13 protein-coding genes are annotated in these 14,297 nt (G+C 61.1%); 6 read left to right on the top strand and 7 right to left on the bottom strand.

What is annotated here, in order from left to right:
* Nucleotide 1 precedes the first annotated feature (1 nt).
* The 3 genes from xseA to QQJ86_RS21970 all read left to right on the top strand — a co-directional run bounded on the left by xseA (nt 2) and on the right by QQJ86_RS21970 (nt 4,983).
* Nucleotides 2-1,369, top strand: a complete 1,368-nt coding sequence (gene xseA, locus QQJ86_RS21980; RefSeq protein WP_284323107.1) for an exodeoxyribonuclease VII large subunit — start codon at nt 2-4, stop codon at nt 1,367-1,369.
* 260 nt (nt 1,370-1,629) lie between these two features.
* Nucleotides 1,630-3,306: an acetolactate synthase large subunit gene (locus tag QQJ86_RS21975; RefSeq protein ID WP_284323106.1), complete on the top strand. Its 1,677-nt coding sequence runs from the start codon at nt 1,630-1,632 to the stop codon at nt 3,304-3,306.
* Between the two features lie 246 nt (nt 3,307-3,552).
* Nucleotides 3,553-4,983, top strand: coding sequence for an aldehyde dehydrogenase family protein (locus tag QQJ86_RS21970; protein WP_284323105.1), 1,431 nt, complete (start codon nt 3,553-3,555; stop codon nt 4,981-4,983).
* 111 nt (nt 4,984-5,094) lie between these two features.
* On the opposite strand, the gene QQJ86_RS21965 is transcribed toward QQJ86_RS21970, so the two are convergent.
* Nucleotides 5,095-6,060 (bottom strand): AraC family transcriptional regulator, encoded by a 966-nt coding sequence (locus QQJ86_RS21965; RefSeq protein ID WP_284323104.1) that lies wholly within the window; start codon nt 6,058-6,060, stop codon nt 5,095-5,097.
* Nucleotides 6,061-6,243: 183 nt separating this feature from the next.
* On the opposite strand from QQJ86_RS21965, the gene QQJ86_RS21960 reads away from it, so the two are divergent.
* The gene (locus tag QQJ86_RS21960; protein WP_284323103.1) at nt 6,244-7,302 is read left to right on the top strand and encodes an NAD(P)-dependent alcohol dehydrogenase; all 1,059 of its coding nucleotides are present in this window, start codon (nt 6,244-6,246) and stop codon (nt 7,300-7,302) included.
* Between the two features lie 103 nt (nt 7,303-7,405).
* On the opposite strand, the gene QQJ86_RS21955 is transcribed toward QQJ86_RS21960, so the two are convergent.
* Nucleotides 7,406-8,164 carry a YdcF family protein gene (locus QQJ86_RS21955; RefSeq protein WP_284323102.1) on the bottom strand — a complete coding sequence of 253 codons (759 nt, stop codon included), beginning with the start codon at nt 8,162-8,164 and terminating at the stop codon, nt 7,406-7,408.
* A gap of 91 nt (nt 8,165-8,255) precedes the next feature.
* Between QQJ86_RS21955 and QQJ86_RS21950 the strand changes: the two genes are divergently transcribed.
* On the top strand, nt 8,256-8,852 hold the full coding sequence (locus QQJ86_RS21950) for an IMPACT family protein (RefSeq protein ID WP_284323101.1): 597 nt from the start codon (nt 8,256-8,258) through the stop codon (nt 8,850-8,852).
* A gap of 56 nt (nt 8,853-8,908) precedes the next feature.
* Entirely contained in the window at nt 8,909-10,681 is a 1,773-nt protein-coding gene (locus tag QQJ86_RS21945; protein ID WP_284323100.1) for an ABC transporter transmembrane domain-containing protein, read from the top strand.
* Nucleotides 10,682-10,883: 202 nt separating this feature from the next.
* On the opposite strand, the gene QQJ86_RS21940 is transcribed toward QQJ86_RS21945, so the two are convergent.
* The 5 genes from QQJ86_RS21940 to QQJ86_RS21920 form a co-directional block, all read right to left on the bottom strand.
* Nucleotides 10,884-11,090 (bottom strand): cold-shock protein, encoded by a 207-nt coding sequence (locus QQJ86_RS21940; protein ID WP_284323099.1) that lies wholly within the window; start codon nt 11,088-11,090, stop codon nt 10,884-10,886.
* Between the two features lie 164 nt (nt 11,091-11,254).
* Nucleotides 11,255-12,004 carry an S-methyl-5'-thioinosine phosphorylase gene (locus tag QQJ86_RS21935; RefSeq protein WP_284323098.1) on the bottom strand — a complete coding sequence of 250 codons (750 nt, stop codon included), beginning with the start codon at nt 12,002-12,004 and terminating at the stop codon, nt 11,255-11,257.
* 175 nt (nt 12,005-12,179) lie between these two features.
* Nucleotides 12,180-12,746: a hypoxanthine-guanine phosphoribosyltransferase gene (locus QQJ86_RS21930; RefSeq protein WP_284323097.1), complete on the bottom strand. Its 567-nt coding sequence runs from the start codon at nt 12,744-12,746 to the stop codon at nt 12,180-12,182.
* An 11-nt stretch (nt 12,747-12,757) separates the two neighbouring features.
* The gene (gene nagZ, locus QQJ86_RS21925) at nt 12,758-13,759 is read right to left on the bottom strand and encodes a beta-N-acetylhexosaminidase (RefSeq protein ID WP_284323096.1); all 1,002 of its coding nucleotides are present in this window, start codon (nt 13,757-13,759) and stop codon (nt 12,758-12,760) included.
* Nucleotides 13,759-14,292 (bottom strand): CYTH domain-containing protein, encoded by a 534-nt coding sequence (locus QQJ86_RS21920; RefSeq protein WP_284323095.1) that lies wholly within the window; start codon nt 14,290-14,292, stop codon nt 13,759-13,761. The genes nagZ and QQJ86_RS21920 overlap by 1 nt, the downstream gene beginning before the upstream one ends.
* Nucleotides 14,293-14,297: the final 5 nt, after the last annotated feature.

The raw sequence follows: 14,297 nt of genomic DNA, 5'->3' as shown, positions 1-14,297 counted from the left end.
CATGCATTCGCCCGACGACTTCAGCGAAGGTGCGGGCGGCCAGCCGCCTCGGCACATTCTCACGCCCAGTACGCTCAACCGACTGGTGCGCGGCCTGCTGGAAGATGCGCTCCCGCTCGTATGGATCGAAGGCGAGCTGTCGAACGTAGCGCGGCCGGCGTCCGGCCATCTGTACTTCACTTTGAAAGACAGCGCGGCGCAGGTGCGCTGCGCGATGTTCAAGCCGAAGAGCGCGTGGCTGCGTTTCAAGCCTTCCGATGGCATGCACGTGCTGGCGCGTGCGCGCGTCGGCCTGTACGAACCGCGCGGCGAATTCCAGCTCGTAGTTGAGCACATGGAACCGGCCGGTGAAGGCGCGCTGCAGCGCGAGTTTGAACGACTGAAGGCGCAGTTGGATGCCGAAGGTTTGTTTGCTCAGGATCGCAAGCGCCCCCTGCCCCGTTTCGCGCGCCGCATCGGCGTGATCACTTCGGCTACCGGCGCCGCCGTTCGCGATGTGTTGAGCGTGATGTCGCGCCGCTGGCCGCTGGTCGACGTGGAAGTATTGCCCGTACCCGTGCAAGGCCGCGAAGCGCCACCCGCCATCGTGTCGATGTTGCGCAAGGCATCTGCCAGCGGCCGCTATGACGTGTTGTTGCTCACGCGCGGCGGCGGTTCGCTGGAAGACCTCTGGGCGTTCAACGACGAACAGGTCGCACGCGCCATTCACGCCAGCACCGTGCCGGTGGTCAGCGCGGTGGGGCACGAGATTGATTTCAGCATTTCCGATTTCGTCGCCGACTTGCGTGCACCCACGCCGTCTGCGGCAGCCGAGCTGCTGGTACCAGATATCCTCGCGCTGCGGCGGCATCTGGAGCAATTGAATCGCCGCATCGTTGCCATCCACGAACGTCGGCTGCATGCGCGTATCCAGCGTATCGACCATCTGCTGGTGCGCTTGCAAGCGCAACGGCCACAAGCACGGCTGGCGCGCGATCGCGATCGCCTGCTGCAATTGCATCGACGCCTGCTCGCTTGCCGGGAAGCACATTTAACACGTAAAACGGTGCGCCTCGAGCGCGTATATACGCGCTTGCTGGCACAGCACCCACGCCAGCGGCTAGCACTGCTGAAGCAACGACTTGAACAGCATGCGTTGCATATGCGTCACATGATCGAGCATAAGCTGGAACGTGAGCGCCTGAATTTGCAGCAGACCGCTCGCGCAATGCATGCGGTGAGTCCGCTGGCTACGCTAGAACGCGGCTATGCGATCTTGTTTGATGCGGATGGCAAGGTGTTGCGGTCAGCGCAGAATGTGGCGATGGATACGCCGTTGAAAGCTCGCCTTGTTGACGGTGAGCTATCGCTGCGCGTAAGCAAGGATTGAGGCTGAGCCCACGTTCAACTTCTGAAGAAATCTCAACTCGTCGCCCCGGCGAAGGCCGGGACCCAGCGACTTTGCCCTTATATCAAGTCACTAGGCCCCGGCCTTCGCCGGGGCGACGGGTGTAAGGAAATTTTGTAGATCTGTGGCAGAGAATAGAGCGCATTGCCGGCATCCATTCTTCCCACGAATCAAACGCATCACCTCACGAATCGAACATTGGAGTACATATAGCATCCGTTATCTCCATGGAGACGATGCACATGAAGGCTGCATCCCTGTTCGTTAAAGCTTTGGAAGCCGAAGGCGTGCGCAGCATCTTCGGTGTGCCAGGCGAGGAAAACCTCGATCTGGTCGAGGCGCTGCGCGAATCGTCCATCAAGCTGATCCTGACGCGTCACGAGCAGGCCGCGGGCTTCATGGCCGCGACGTGGGGGCGGCTTACCGGTGAGGCGGGTGTGGCGCTATCCACGCTGGGGCCGGGCGCCACCAACCTGGTGACGGCTGCGGCCTATGCCCAGCTTGGCGCCATGCCGATGCTGATGATCACCGGCCAGAAGCCTATCCGCATGCACAAGCAGGGATTGTTCCAGTTGGTCGACGTGGTGGACATGATGCAGCCGCTGACCAAGTACACGCGGCAGATCGTGTCCGCGGCGACGATTCCTGCGCGCATCCGCGAAGCGTTTCGCCGCGCGGAGGAAGAGCGCCCCGGCGCGGTGCACCTGGAACTACCCGAAGACATCGCACGCGACAAGGTCGACGAATACATCCTGCTGCCCACCGAATACGCGCGCCGACCCTCGCCCGACGATGCAGCGCTGGTGCAAGCAGCCGAAGCGATCAGCAATGCGAAGCATCCGATCCTGATGATCGGCGCCGCTGCCAATCGCCAACGCACGGCGGTCGCGTTGCGCGCCTTCATCGACAAGCTCGGCATGCCCTTTTTCACCACGCAGATGGGCAAAGGCGTGGTGGACGAGGATCATCCGCTGTGGCTTGGCAATGCCGCGCTTTCCGATGGCGATTTCGTGCATCGCGCGATCGATGCGGCCGACGTGATCATCAACGTCGGCCACGACGTGGTGGAAAAGCCGCCGTTCTTCATGCAGCGCGGACGGCGTACCGTCATTCACATCAACTTTTCGTCGGCAGAAGTGGATACGGTGTATTTCCCGCAGATCGAAGTGGTGGGCGACATTGCACACACGATAGAGCGGTTGACCGATGCGCTGAATCCGCAGGCGCATTGGGATTTCCGTTACTTCAACAAAGTACGCGAAGCGTTCCAGGTACAACTCGGCCAATATGTCGATGAAGCGCGCTTTCCGATGCATCCGGTGCGCATCGTTGCCGATACGCGTCGCTTCATGCCCGATGACGGCATCCTGTGCTTGGACAACGGCATGTACAAACTGTGGTACGCGCGTTACTACAAGGCACGCCAGCCCAACACAGTCCTGTTGGACAACGCGCTCGCCACCATGGGCGCAGGCCTGCCGTCGGCGATGGCCGCGAAGATGGTGTATCCGGATCGCAAGGTGCTGGCGATCTGTGGCGACGGCGGTTTCATGATGAATGCGCAGGAGCTGGAAACAGCCGTGCGTCTCAAGCTTGATCTGGTGATTCTGCTGCTGCGCGACGACGCCTACGGCATGATCCGCTGGAAACAGGCCGAGATGGGATACACCGATTACGGCATGCAGTTTGGCAACCCCGACTTCGTGCGCTTCGCCGAAGCGCATGGCGCGCACGGGCATCGCCCCGAAAGCGCGGACGAATTTCTTCCCACACTGAAACGCGCCTTCGATCAGGGCGGCGTGCACCTGATCGATCTTGCCATCGACTATTCCGACAACCACCGCGTGCTCGACGAAGAAATCCGCAAGCTGAGCGCGGCTGTCGGGGATGCTCCGATCCATTCTGCGCAGGTGGCATGATGTCCAGAAAGCCCGCAGGGTGCGTTGCGCGGCGTAGGGCAGACTGGCCGTCTGTTCAAGCCGCGCGGCGCAGCATGCGGGCTTTCTGGACATCACCCTTCGGGCCGGCCCTGTCTGTCCGCATCTCTTCGGTCCATCGTCTCGACAGACGGCCAGTCTGCCTTCGCCGATGGCCCTATGATCTGCGAACAGACAGGGCCGGTGACACCTACGCAGAATGGATCGGAGCATCCCAGAGGAGTGACCATGCTGGACAAAACCTACCCCTATTACCTGGCCAACGAACCGCGCACCTCCTCCAATCTGATGGAGGTGTACGACAAGTACAGCGGTGAAATCGCCACACGCGTGGCCGTGCCGGACGAACAAGCCACCGAAGAAGCCATTCGCGCCGCCGTGCAAGCCGCCGGCCCGATGAAGAACTTCAAACCGTGGGCACGCCAGGCGGTTTTGCAGCATTGCGTGAAGCGTTTTCAGGAACGTTTCGACGAACTGGCCATGGCGCTGTGTATCGAAGCCGGCAAGCCGATCAAGGATGCAGCCGGCGAAGTGACGCGCCTGATCGAAACCTTCCGCATCGCAGCAGAAGAAGCGGTACGGGTGAACGGCGAAACCATCAATCTCGAACTCGCTTCGCGATTGGATGGCTATCGCGGCTTTACGCAGCGTGTGCCGCTGGGGCCTGTGTCGTTCATCACGCCGTTCAATTTCCCGTTGAACCTGGTGGCACACAAAGTTGCGCCGGCGATCGCCGCGGGCTGCCCGTTCGTGTTGAAGCCTTCGGAAAAAACGCCAATCGGCGCGTTGATCATCGGCCAGGTGTTGGCAGAAACGGATTTGCCCAAAGGCGCTTTTTCCGTGCTGACGCTGGATGGCAAGCACGCCACGCCATTGGTCGAAGACGAGCGCCTGAAACTGCTTTCCTTTACCGGAGGACAGATCGGCTGGGATCTAAAAGCACGAGCCGGTCGCAAGAAAGTCACACTGGAACTCGGCGGCAACGCCGCCTGCATTGTGGACGCGGATCAGCATGCACATCTGGACCGCGTGATCGAGCGCCTGGTCTTCGGCGCGTTCTATCAATCCGGACAGAGCTGCATCAGCGTGCAGCGTATCTATGCGCACGTATCGCTTTATGAAGAACTGAAGCAGCGTCTGGTGCAAGCCGTGCAGCAGCTCAAGGCAGGCGACCCGAAGGACAAAAACGTGTTCCTTGGCCCGATGATCGACGAGGCCGCTGCGCAACGCCTGGAAGGCTGGATCAACGAAGCTCAGCAAGCCGGCGGCAAGATCCTGTGCGGCGGCAAGCGCAAGGGCAACATGCTGGAAGCCACGTTGATGGAGAACGTGCCCAAGGACGCCAAGGCCAACCGCATGGAAGCCTTCGGTCCGTTCGCGTTGCTGGTGCCGTTCGAACGCATTGATGATGCGTTTGCGATGATCAACGATTCGGACTACGGCCTACAGGCTGGCATCTTCACCGATCGCCTGGACCATGCCATGCGCGCATGGAACGAGCTGGAACAAGGCGGCGTGATCGTCAACGATGTACCGAGTTTCCGCGTGGACAACATGCCGTATGGCGGCGTGAAGCTTTCCGGTGTCGGACGCGAAGGTGTGCGTTATGCGATCGAGGATATGAGTGAGATTCGGTTGATGGTGGTGCGGGAGATCTAGAACCCGCCCAATATTCCTGGCCGTCATTCCCGCGAAAGCGGGGATCCATTTTGCTCTTCAGCGAAAGGCGACAATGGATTCCCGCTTTCGCGGGAATGGCGGCGATGAGAGTTATGCGGGGACATCAAGCTCTACGCAAGCCACCGTTTCCAGCGGCCCCATCGATCGCAAGCGAATCACATCCCGCAACGGTGGCGCACCGTGCTGCCGGCTGTATTCGCGACTGAACTGCGAAGGGCTTTCATAACCAACGCGATGCGCAGCCGTCGCCACGTCGCAGCCTTCGGTCAGCAACAATCGCCGCGCTTCATGCAGGCGCAGCACTTTCTGATACTGCAGCGGACTCATCGCCGTGATCTGGCGGAAGTGGTGATGCAGCGACGATGGGCTCATGTTCACCATGCTGGCCAGCTCGGCGATGCGCAGCGGCTTGTTGTAGTGCTGGCGGAGCCATTGGATCGCCCGCGCAATCTGTTGCCCCTGCCCGCCTGCGGTCACGATCTGCGCAAGACGTGCGCCCTGCTCACCGGTGAGCAGCCGGTAGATCAGTTCCCGTTCGATCAGCGGCGCCAGCAACAACAGATCGTCAGGCGAATCGAGCAGGCGCACCAAGCGCAGCAAGGGGTCGAGTACATCCGAATTGACCGTGCTCAAGGCCAAGCCGCGCGCCGTGGCCACGGGAGGTTTGGACAACTTGACCTCGGACAGCCACTCACCGATGCGCACGGGGTCAAGCCGCAAGGTGATGCACAGGCACGGCTCCTGCGGGGAGGCACGTACCACCTGGGCAGTGACCGGCACATCGATGGAATTGATCAGGTAATGACCGTATTCCTGTTCGAAGCGCTCCTCCCCGACCAGGACGTCCTTGTTGCCTTGGAGCAGCAAGCCCAGGCAGGGCTCGTACATGGCGCAGGTACGATCGCTGGGGGCATCCGCCCTGAAGAACGACAAAGCCGGCCACGCCGTGGCAGTAACGCCTTCGGCCTGAGCGTATCGTTCAACGATGGCTGTCAATTCCTCGTAATCTTGCTCGAGGCGGGTGGGCATCCCGATCGGCTTGAGCTGAGTGTTCATGCGGAGAGTCGGCTGTCAAAAACAACTGAAGATTGCCTGTTCCTACAGATCAAGGCGAGTACCTGACAAGGTATTTTGCAGGATCGTGCAAGCATCCAGCAGGATTCGGCTACCGGACTTTTGCTGCACTGCGCATACTTTGCCGTCTCGATGTTCCTCTCCCCCTTTCTTCTGGAGAACCGCATGGCCCTCAGCATTCGCGGCTACGCCGCGCAGTCCGCTACTACGCCCCTCGCCCCGCACCAGTTCGAACGCCGCGACCCGCGACCGGACGATGTGGTGATCGACATCCTGTATTGCGGCGTCTGCCATTCCGACATCCACCAAGCACGCAACGAATGGGGCGGCAGCCGGTATCCGCTGGTACCCGGCCACGAGATCATCGGCCGCGTGGCTTCGGTGGGCACCGAGGTGACTCGCTTCAAGGTCGGCGACATGGTGGGTGTAGGTTGCATGGTCGACTCCTGCCAGCACTGTGACGCCTGTGCGCAAGGCCTGGAGCAGTACTGCAACGAAATGCCCACCTTCACCTACAACAGCGTCGACCGACGCGACGGGCTCACGACCTACGGCGGCTACTCCGAGCGCATCGTGGTATCCGACACGTTCGTGCTAAGCGTGCCCGATGGCGTCGATCCGAAAGCTGCCGCGCCGCTGCTGTGCGCCGGCATCACCACGTGGTCGCCGCTGCGCCACTGGAACATCGGCGAAGGTCACAAGGTGGCTATCGTCGGGCTCGGTGGCCTGGGCCACATGGGCCTAAAGTTCGCCAAGGCGCTGGGCGCGGATGTCACGCTGTTTACCCGCTCGCCCGGCAAGGAAGAGGAAGCGCGCCGACTGGGCGCCGATCACGTGGTGCTGTCCACCGATCCGAAGCAGATGGAAGCCGTCGCCGGCCACTTCGATTTCATTCTGGATACCGTGCCGCATCAGCACGACCTCAATCCCTACCTCGCCACGCTGAAGTTGGATGGCGTACACGTATTGGTAGGCTTAGTGGAACCAGTTAACCCGCCGGTGCATGCGGGTGGATTGATCTTCGGCCGACGCTCGCTGGCCGGTTCGTTGATCGGCGGCATAGCGGAAACGCAGGAGATGCTGGATTTCTGTGCGAAGCATGGCATTGGTGCGGATGTGGAGATGATCAACATCCAGGACATCAACACGGCTTACGGGCGGATGCTCAGCAGCGATGTGCGCTATCGCTTTGTGATTGATATCGCTTCGTTGAAGAGCGCGTGATGTTGCCTTTCCCCCTCTCCCCTTCGGGGAGAGGGTTGGGGTGAGGGGCCAACCTCGCGAGAACTAACATCACCATGTTGGGGTTTGCACCCCAACTTACGAATCAAGGCGCGCCGTATCGACTCGGCGGCGCATTCCAGCCAAACGCGTTGTACATGTAATACGTCAACACACCCACGTATTCGTGCAACGCAGCTTCCGTCAGCGACATGTTCCAACCCATCGGGAACAGCGTCAGTCGCGCGTCCTCGTAGTCGGCACGCACCGGTAGCGCATCGATACCGAAGTGCTCGAAATACTTCTGCGCCCTGCGCATATGCACGGCGGATGTCACCAGCACCACGCGCTGAGGCATGTACGCCGTGAGCATGGGCTGCACGAATTGCGCGTTCTGCCAGGTATTCATGCTGCGCGTTTCGAGCATGAGGTCGTTACGCTCCACGCCCATGCCGAGCAACACGTCGCCATACGCAGCTGCTTCCGTTACACCATTACGGAACGGATCACCGCCAGTGACGATCACTTTGCAATCGTTACCGCTCTGCTTGCACGCGCGATACAGCGTATAACCTTCCGCAAGCCGCCCTCCCGCGAAGACCGTGGGGTTGACCTGCCCGGTGAATGCTACGCGCGATGTGCCCACACCCAGCACCACGATTGCGTTGCGCGGTGCCCAGGTCACTGCAGGCCGGGTCGCATAAGGCGCCTGCAGGTGGGTGAGCAACCAGGCTGGCAGCGGCCCACAGGCGCTGGCCACGAATAGAACGAACGCGAGTCCATAAAACAGCCAGCCGCCACGGCCGCGGCGAAAACGGCTGACCAGATAGCCCATCACGCAAAGCAGAAACAACAGAAGCAGCATGCGCATCCATTCCCATCAAAAGCGGGCAGCGTAGTGTAAGTCGTCATACACGATATGACTGCAGTCAGCGATTTCGCCTACCCTCTGCAGCATGAGCTCGATGTTGCACACCCTGACCGCCCCTTTCCAACACAGCGAAGATATTCGCAAAAGCCGCTTCCTCGCCCAGGCTGCGCCCGTGGATACCCCGCAGCAGGCATTGGCGTTTGTGCAGCACGTCAGCGACGCCTCGGCCACGCATAACTGCTGGGCGTACCGCATCGGCCAGGATTATCGCTTCAACGACGACGGGGAACCCGGCGGCACCGCCGGCCGGCCCATCCTGCAGGCCATTGAGGGTCAGGGCATCGACGGTGTCGTGGTGGTGGTTACGCGCTGGTTCGGCGGTATCAAGCTCGGCGCTGGCGGCTTGGCGCGCGCCTACGGCGGTACCGCCGCCGAGTGCCTGCGCCTTGCCGAGCGCACACCCATCGTGGCGATGGCTCGACTGGGCCTTCATTGCGATTTCGCCGAGCTCACCCTGATGAAGGCCAGGCTGAAGGAACTCGGCGCAGAGGTCGAACAGGAGGCCTTCGATGCCGAAGGCGTAACGCTGCATCTGCGCCTTCCTGCCGATCGGGCGGCTGAAGCCAAGGCACGCATCGTGGATATCAGCCGCGGGCGCCGTGAGGCATATTCGCTGGAATGATTGAATCGCCTGGCGAAAGCCCCATGTCGAATCGGTCCTGACTGCGGCGAGGCTCCATGAGCACGACTTCTGCGAACGATCCCAAGCCCCCTCGCCGTATCGGTTCCCTCCGGCTGCTATGGCCGTTCATGAAGCCGCATCGCGTGTTGGCGCTGGGATGGCTGGTGTTTCTGGCCATTTCTTCCAGCGCCACGCTGGTACTGCCGATGGCAGTGCGGCACATGATCGATCACGGCTTTCGCAACTCCAGCACCACGGCGATCAACAGCAGCTTTCTGGGCCTGTTTGCCGTGGCCTTGGTGATGGCGTTTGCCACCGCCGCGCGCTTCTACTGCATTACGTTGCTGGGCGAGCGCACGCTCGCCGCGCTGCGCTCGAAATTGTATGCGCACGTGATTCGCCTGGATGTCGGCTTTTTCGAACGCAATCGGGTGGGTGAACTGATTTCGCGCTTGGGCACCGACACGGAAGTGGTGCAGGCGTTGGTGGGTTCGGGCATCTCGGTGGCGTTGCGCAGTGCAGTGATGTTGGTGGGTGCGACCGTCGCAATGATCTGGACCAGTCCGCGACTGGCCGGATTGACCGCACTGGTGATTCCCGCCGTGGTATTGCCGATACTGATTTTCGGGCGCCGCGTGCAAAAGCTTTCGCGCGCCAGCCAGGACCGGCTTGCCGACGCGGCAGCGGTCGCCAACGAAACGCTCAACGCGGCGCCGGCCGTCAAAGCGTATGCACGCGAGGGCATCGAAAGCGATCGCTACGGCAGCGCCATTGCACGCGCGCTGGCTACTGCGCGCAGCCGCATTGGTATGCGCACGATACTTACTGCAGCGGTGATCGTGCTGTTCTTCGGTGCGATCACGTTGGTGCTATGGGTGGGCGCACGCGATGTGCTGGCCGGTAGTCTGGAAGCCGGTGTGCTGGCGCAGTTCGTGGTGTACGCCATGCTTTCCGGCGGCTCGATGATGGGTCTTTCGGATGTGTGGGGCGACGTGCTGCGCGCGGCCGGTGCGATGGAACGCATCGGCGAGTTGTTCGGCGAGGAAGCCAGCATCGCCGATCCGCTGCATCCGCAAGCCTTGCCGCGACCGGTGCGCGGCGCGCTGCGTTTTGAGGATGTCGAATTCCACTACCCCACCCGCCCGGATGCACCGGCCCTGCATGGTTTCAATCTGGATATCCGGCCAGGCGAAACGGTGGCGCTGGTCGGGCCTTCGGGCGCGGGCAAGAGCACGGTGTTCGCCTTGCTGTTGCGTTTCTACGATCCCCAGCGAGGGCATATCCGTTTCGACGGCATCGATCTGCGCGCCATGACGCTGCCCGAATTGCGTGGTGCGATTGCGCTGGTACCCCAGGAGACGGTGATCTTCGGCGGCACCGCGGCCAACAACGTTCGCTTCGGCCGCCAAGACGCCAGTGACGAGGAAGTACGTGCAGCCACCCGCGCGGCCGAGGCGCACGATTTCATCCAGATGCTGCCGGATGGTTACGAAGCGGAACTGGGCGAGCGTGGCGTACGCCTTTCTGGCGGTCAACGCCAGCGCATCGCCATTGCACGCGCGATCTTGCGCAACGCTCCGTTGTTGCTCTTGGACGAAGCGACGTCGTCACTGGACGCTCAATCGGAAGCGGCGATCCAGCAGGCACTGGAGCGTTTGGAGAAAGGCCGTACCACCCTGGTGATCGCCCATCGCCTTGCCACCGTGCAGCGCGCGGATCGCATTGTGGTGATGGATGGCGGACGCATCGTGGCGCAGGGTACGCACGAAAGTCTGTTGGCGGAAGGCGGTCTTTACGCAGAGCTTGCGCGGCTGCAGTTTGTCGCGTGACTCGTCGTGATCAGGCTCTGAAAACATGCCCCTCTCCCTCCGGGCGAGGGGCTTACTTAGGCAGTTATCGCATTCTCCACGCAAGCAAAAGGCGATAACGATTACGCACCTTTGCATCGATCTAAAATTTTTCCTCGTCTAAAAAGAAAACCCCGCCGAGGCGGGGTTTTCTTTTTGAATCGCGGTCACAACGATGGCTTGCTCAACTTGCGATTTCAACACCGGAAGCCTGGGCACCTTTCGGACCCGTGGTGACTTCGAACTTCACGCGCTGACCTTCTTGCAGGCTGCGGAAGCCCTTGGAGTTAATCGCTGAGAAGTGGACAAACACGTCCTCCCCACCGTCCTCGGGCGCGATGAAGCCGAAACCCTTGGCATCGTTGAACCACTTGACCGTACCGAAACGCATTTGCGTGAACCTCTGAATCTAAGGACTGGATGCACCAAGTCTCTGCGAGAACCACCTCTACCCCTAGGTCCGCCGCCCCTGGCACAGAGAAAGTATCTGCATGTTTTTATATAAAGCGCAATATGCAGTGCGATTGGTAGGGTATTTCCGGGCCAGCCCGTTGCTTAGCTTTTGAGCAATTCCGCAAGGATGGGGGGTACCTCCGCAGTCGCCGCCGCCAGGTGCGCAAAGATTTCCTCGATGCTGATTTCAGCCTCGTCGCCACAACCGGCGGCGAAGTTGGCAACCAATGCAAGGCAGGCGTATTCCAGTTCAAGTTCGCGCGCCAATGTGGCTTCGGGCATGCCGGTCATGCCAACCAGATCACAGCCGTCGCGTTTCATGCGCGCGATTTCCGCACGGGTTTCCAGTCGCGGTCCCTGGGTGGCGCCGTAGCAGCCGCCATCTATCACCGCTACGCCCGCCTTTTTTCCCGCATTGATCAAGGCGATACGCAAGGAAGCTGTATAGGGTTCGCTGAAATCGATGTGTTTGACCTCGGCACCTTCGACGTCGCAAAAACTCGTGTAGCGCCCGTGCGTGTAATCGATGATCTGATCCGGTACGACGATGGCGCGCGGCCCCATGTCGTGCCGAATACCGCCAACGGCATTTACCCCAATCACCCGGCGCGCGCCGAGATGATGCAAAGCCCACACGTTTGCACGGTAGTTCACCCGGTGCGGGGGCAAGGTGTGGCTTTCGCCATGACGGGCGAGAAAGGCGATGCGCCGGCCGGCGAAATCGCCTATCACGACGTCGCCGGACGCCGGGCCATACGGCGTTTCGACGCTTTGACGCGTGGCATTTTCCAGACCTGGAAACTGATACAAGCCACTGCCGCCGATCACGGCGAGGTCGATGGGGTGTGACATCACGCTTTTCCTGTAGCGAATACCTCAGAGCCGTCATTCCCGCGAAAGCGGGAATCCATGTTGCTCTTTGGTGGTAATTGAAAAATGGATTCCTCGCTCCTCAAAGCCGGGCACATCCATGTGCCCTCCCCGCGTACCTGCTTTCGCGGGAATGACGGCCCCAAAAAGTACGAGGTTATTCTTTCAACGCGTAAATGGCAGGCAGATTACGGCCTTGCTCGTAATAGTCCATGCCATAGCCGAAGACGTAACGGTCGGGAAGATCCACGCCGTTGAAATCGCTTTCAATGCCTTCCACGCAACGGCCGTGCTGTTTGCGGCAAAGTGTGGCGACCAGTACGCGCTTGGCGCCACGCAGCAGGCAGTCGTCGCGCACCGCCTTGAGGGTGTGCCCTTCGTCCAGAATGTCATCCACCAGCAACACGGTGCGCCCCTGCAAGGACGCGGAAGGTGCGCGCAGCCAATGCAGCTCTTTGCCGCTGGTTGCGCCGCGATAGCGTGTCGCGTGCACGTAGTCGAATTCAAGATCGGTGCGAATCGACAAAGCAAGCTGTGCGCCGAACATCAGCGCGCCGTTCATCACGGTGAGAAACACGGCGCGTTCGCCATCGAGTGCTGCATCGACGGCGCGCCCCAAGTGTGCGATGACGGTGTCCAGGTCTTCCCGCTTGAACAGAATGTCGGAGCGAGTCAATGCTTCCGCCAGGGAAGGGACGGCCTGGGTGGATGAGGATGTGCTCATGACGAAAATCCTTAGTGATCCAATGCGGTAACGCGCGCGACGAATTGATCGCGTTGCGGATTGTCCAGCAGGCTGGCCCAGGTCGAGCCGACTGCGCCACGCAAAGCGGCGATGCGTTGCATGCTGGCTCCGGAAGGCGTGGGCATGGCAGCGATGGCTTCTTCCACGACGTCGGGGAAACAGGCCAATACCAGATCGCAGCCCGCTTGCAGATGCGCGTGCACGCGTTCGGCCACCCCGCCGGCCACGCCGGCGGCCGCCATGCTGATGTCGTCGCTGATCACCGCGCCTTGAAAGCCGAGTTCGCTGCGCAAGATGTCCTGGATCCAGCGGCGCGAATAGCCGGCAGGCTGATCGTCCACGGCCGGGTACACCACATGCGCCATCATCACGGCCTCGGCATGGGCCGAGAAACCTTCCAGGAATGGACGCAGATCGTCACGGCGAATGTCATCCAGCGAACGCGGATCAATCGCCTGCGCCTTGTGCGTATCGACGGCCACCGAGCCATGACCGGGGAAATGCTTGAGCACCGCCGCCATACCGCCCAGATGGATGCCGCGCACATAGGCGTGGATCAGCTCGCCGGCGATATCTGGATCGGCATGGAACGCACGCGTACCGATCGCAGCATTGCCGCGCGCCAGATCGGCCACGGGAGCGAAACTGAAATCAACGCCGCTGGCGCGCAGCTCGCTCGCCATCACCCAGGCGTGTTCCTGCGCGAGCTCGATGGCTTCGATCGGATCGCGGTCGTAAACCACACCGATTTTCGCCAGCGCCGGCAAGCGCGTGAAGTCTTCGCGGAAGCGTTGCACAGGACCGCCTTCCTGATCGACTGCGAGCAGGAAATCTTCACCCGCCATCGAACGGATGGATTCGGTCAATGCGAGCAATTGCTCGCGACTTTTGTAGTTGCGCGCAAACAGAATCACGCCGGCCACACCGGGCGCAGTGAGCCACGCGTGTTCGTGCGACAGCAGCTCGGTGCCGGCGATGCCGATCAGCAGCATCAAACGCTCTCCCCTGCCACGACGTCCGAGGCGATGCGCTCGTCGTCGCTCCAGTCGGAGAAAGGATGCTCAAGCAGGTTGACGTTGTAGTAGCGCGCCAGGTGGCTCACTTCGCGCCCCAACCAAGCCGGGCGCGGAAATGATGCATCCTTTGCAGGCAACTCCACTTCCGCGACAAACAAGCCGCTGTTGGCACCGAGGAATTCGTCGATCTCGAACAACCAACCGTCGATTTCGACATGGTGGCGAATTTTTTCAAGCGCACCGTTGCACAGCGTTGCCAGCATGGATTGCGCGTCATCAAGCGCCAACGGCAATTCGTATTCGGCGCGTGCCACGCCAAGCTCTACCGATTTGATGTTGAGCCAGGCCCGCTCGCCGCTGATGCGCACGCGCACGGACGCGCGCGCCGTGCCTTCGCGCAGTGCGCGCACGTCCACCAGGTAACCTTGCGCGATGCGCATGCTGGACGTCACTTCAGCGCGCCAGTCGTCATTGGCGAGCAGGAATTTGCGTTCGATTTCGATAGCCATTCGAG

Source organism: Dyella acidisoli (assembly GCF_030160295.1).
Lineage (GTDB): Bacteria > Pseudomonadota > Gammaproteobacteria > Xanthomonadales > Rhodanobacteraceae > Dyella_B > Dyella_B acidisoli.
Note: the sequence above shows the minus strand (reverse complement) of the source record. Positions and strands in the feature narration are given on the sequence as shown.

Coding starts and splice junctions, on each gene's coding strand:
- QQJ86_RS21940 (WP_284323099.1), bottom strand. CDS start 11,090: ATGCGTTTCGGTACGGTCAAGTGGTTCAACGATGCCAAGGGTTTCGGC.
- QQJ86_RS21960 (WP_284323103.1), top strand. CDS start 6,244: ATGGCCCTCAGCATTCGCGGCTACGCCGCGCAGTCCGCTACTACGCCC.
- QQJ86_RS21970 (WP_284323105.1), top strand. CDS start 3,553: ATGCTGGACAAAACCTACCCCTATTACCTGGCCAACGAACCGCGCACC.
- QQJ86_RS21920 (WP_284323095.1), bottom strand. CDS start 14,292: ATGGCTATCGAAATCGAACGCAAATTCCTGCTCGCCAATGACGACTGG.
- QQJ86_RS21950 (WP_284323101.1), top strand. CDS start 8,256: ATGAGCTCGATGTTGCACACCCTGACCGCCCCTTTCCAACACAGCGAA.
- QQJ86_RS21930 (WP_284323097.1), bottom strand. CDS start 12,746: ATGAGCACATCCTCATCCACCCAGGCCGTCCCTTCCCTGGCGGAAGCA.
- QQJ86_RS21955 (WP_284323102.1), bottom strand. CDS start 8,164: ATGCTGCTTCTGTTGTTTCTGCTTTGCGTGATGGGCTATCTGGTCAGC.
- QQJ86_RS21935 (WP_284323098.1), bottom strand. CDS start 12,004: ATGTCACACCCCATCGACCTCGCCGTGATCGGCGGCAGTGGCTTGTAT.
- nagZ (WP_284323096.1), bottom strand. CDS start 13,759: ATGCTGCTGATCGGCATCGCCGGCACCGAGCTGCTGTCGCACGAACAC.
- QQJ86_RS21965 (WP_284323104.1), bottom strand. CDS start 6,060: ATGAACACTCAGCTCAAGCCGATCGGGATGCCCACCCGCCTCGAGCAA.
- QQJ86_RS21975 (WP_284323106.1), top strand. CDS start 1,630: ATGAAGGCTGCATCCCTGTTCGTTAAAGCTTTGGAAGCCGAAGGCGTG.
- QQJ86_RS21945 (WP_284323100.1), top strand. CDS start 8,909: ATGAGCACGACTTCTGCGAACGATCCCAAGCCCCCTCGCCGTATCGGT.
- xseA (WP_284323107.1), top strand. CDS start 2: ATGCATTCGCCCGACGACTTCAGCGAAGGTGCGGGCGGCCAGCCGCCT.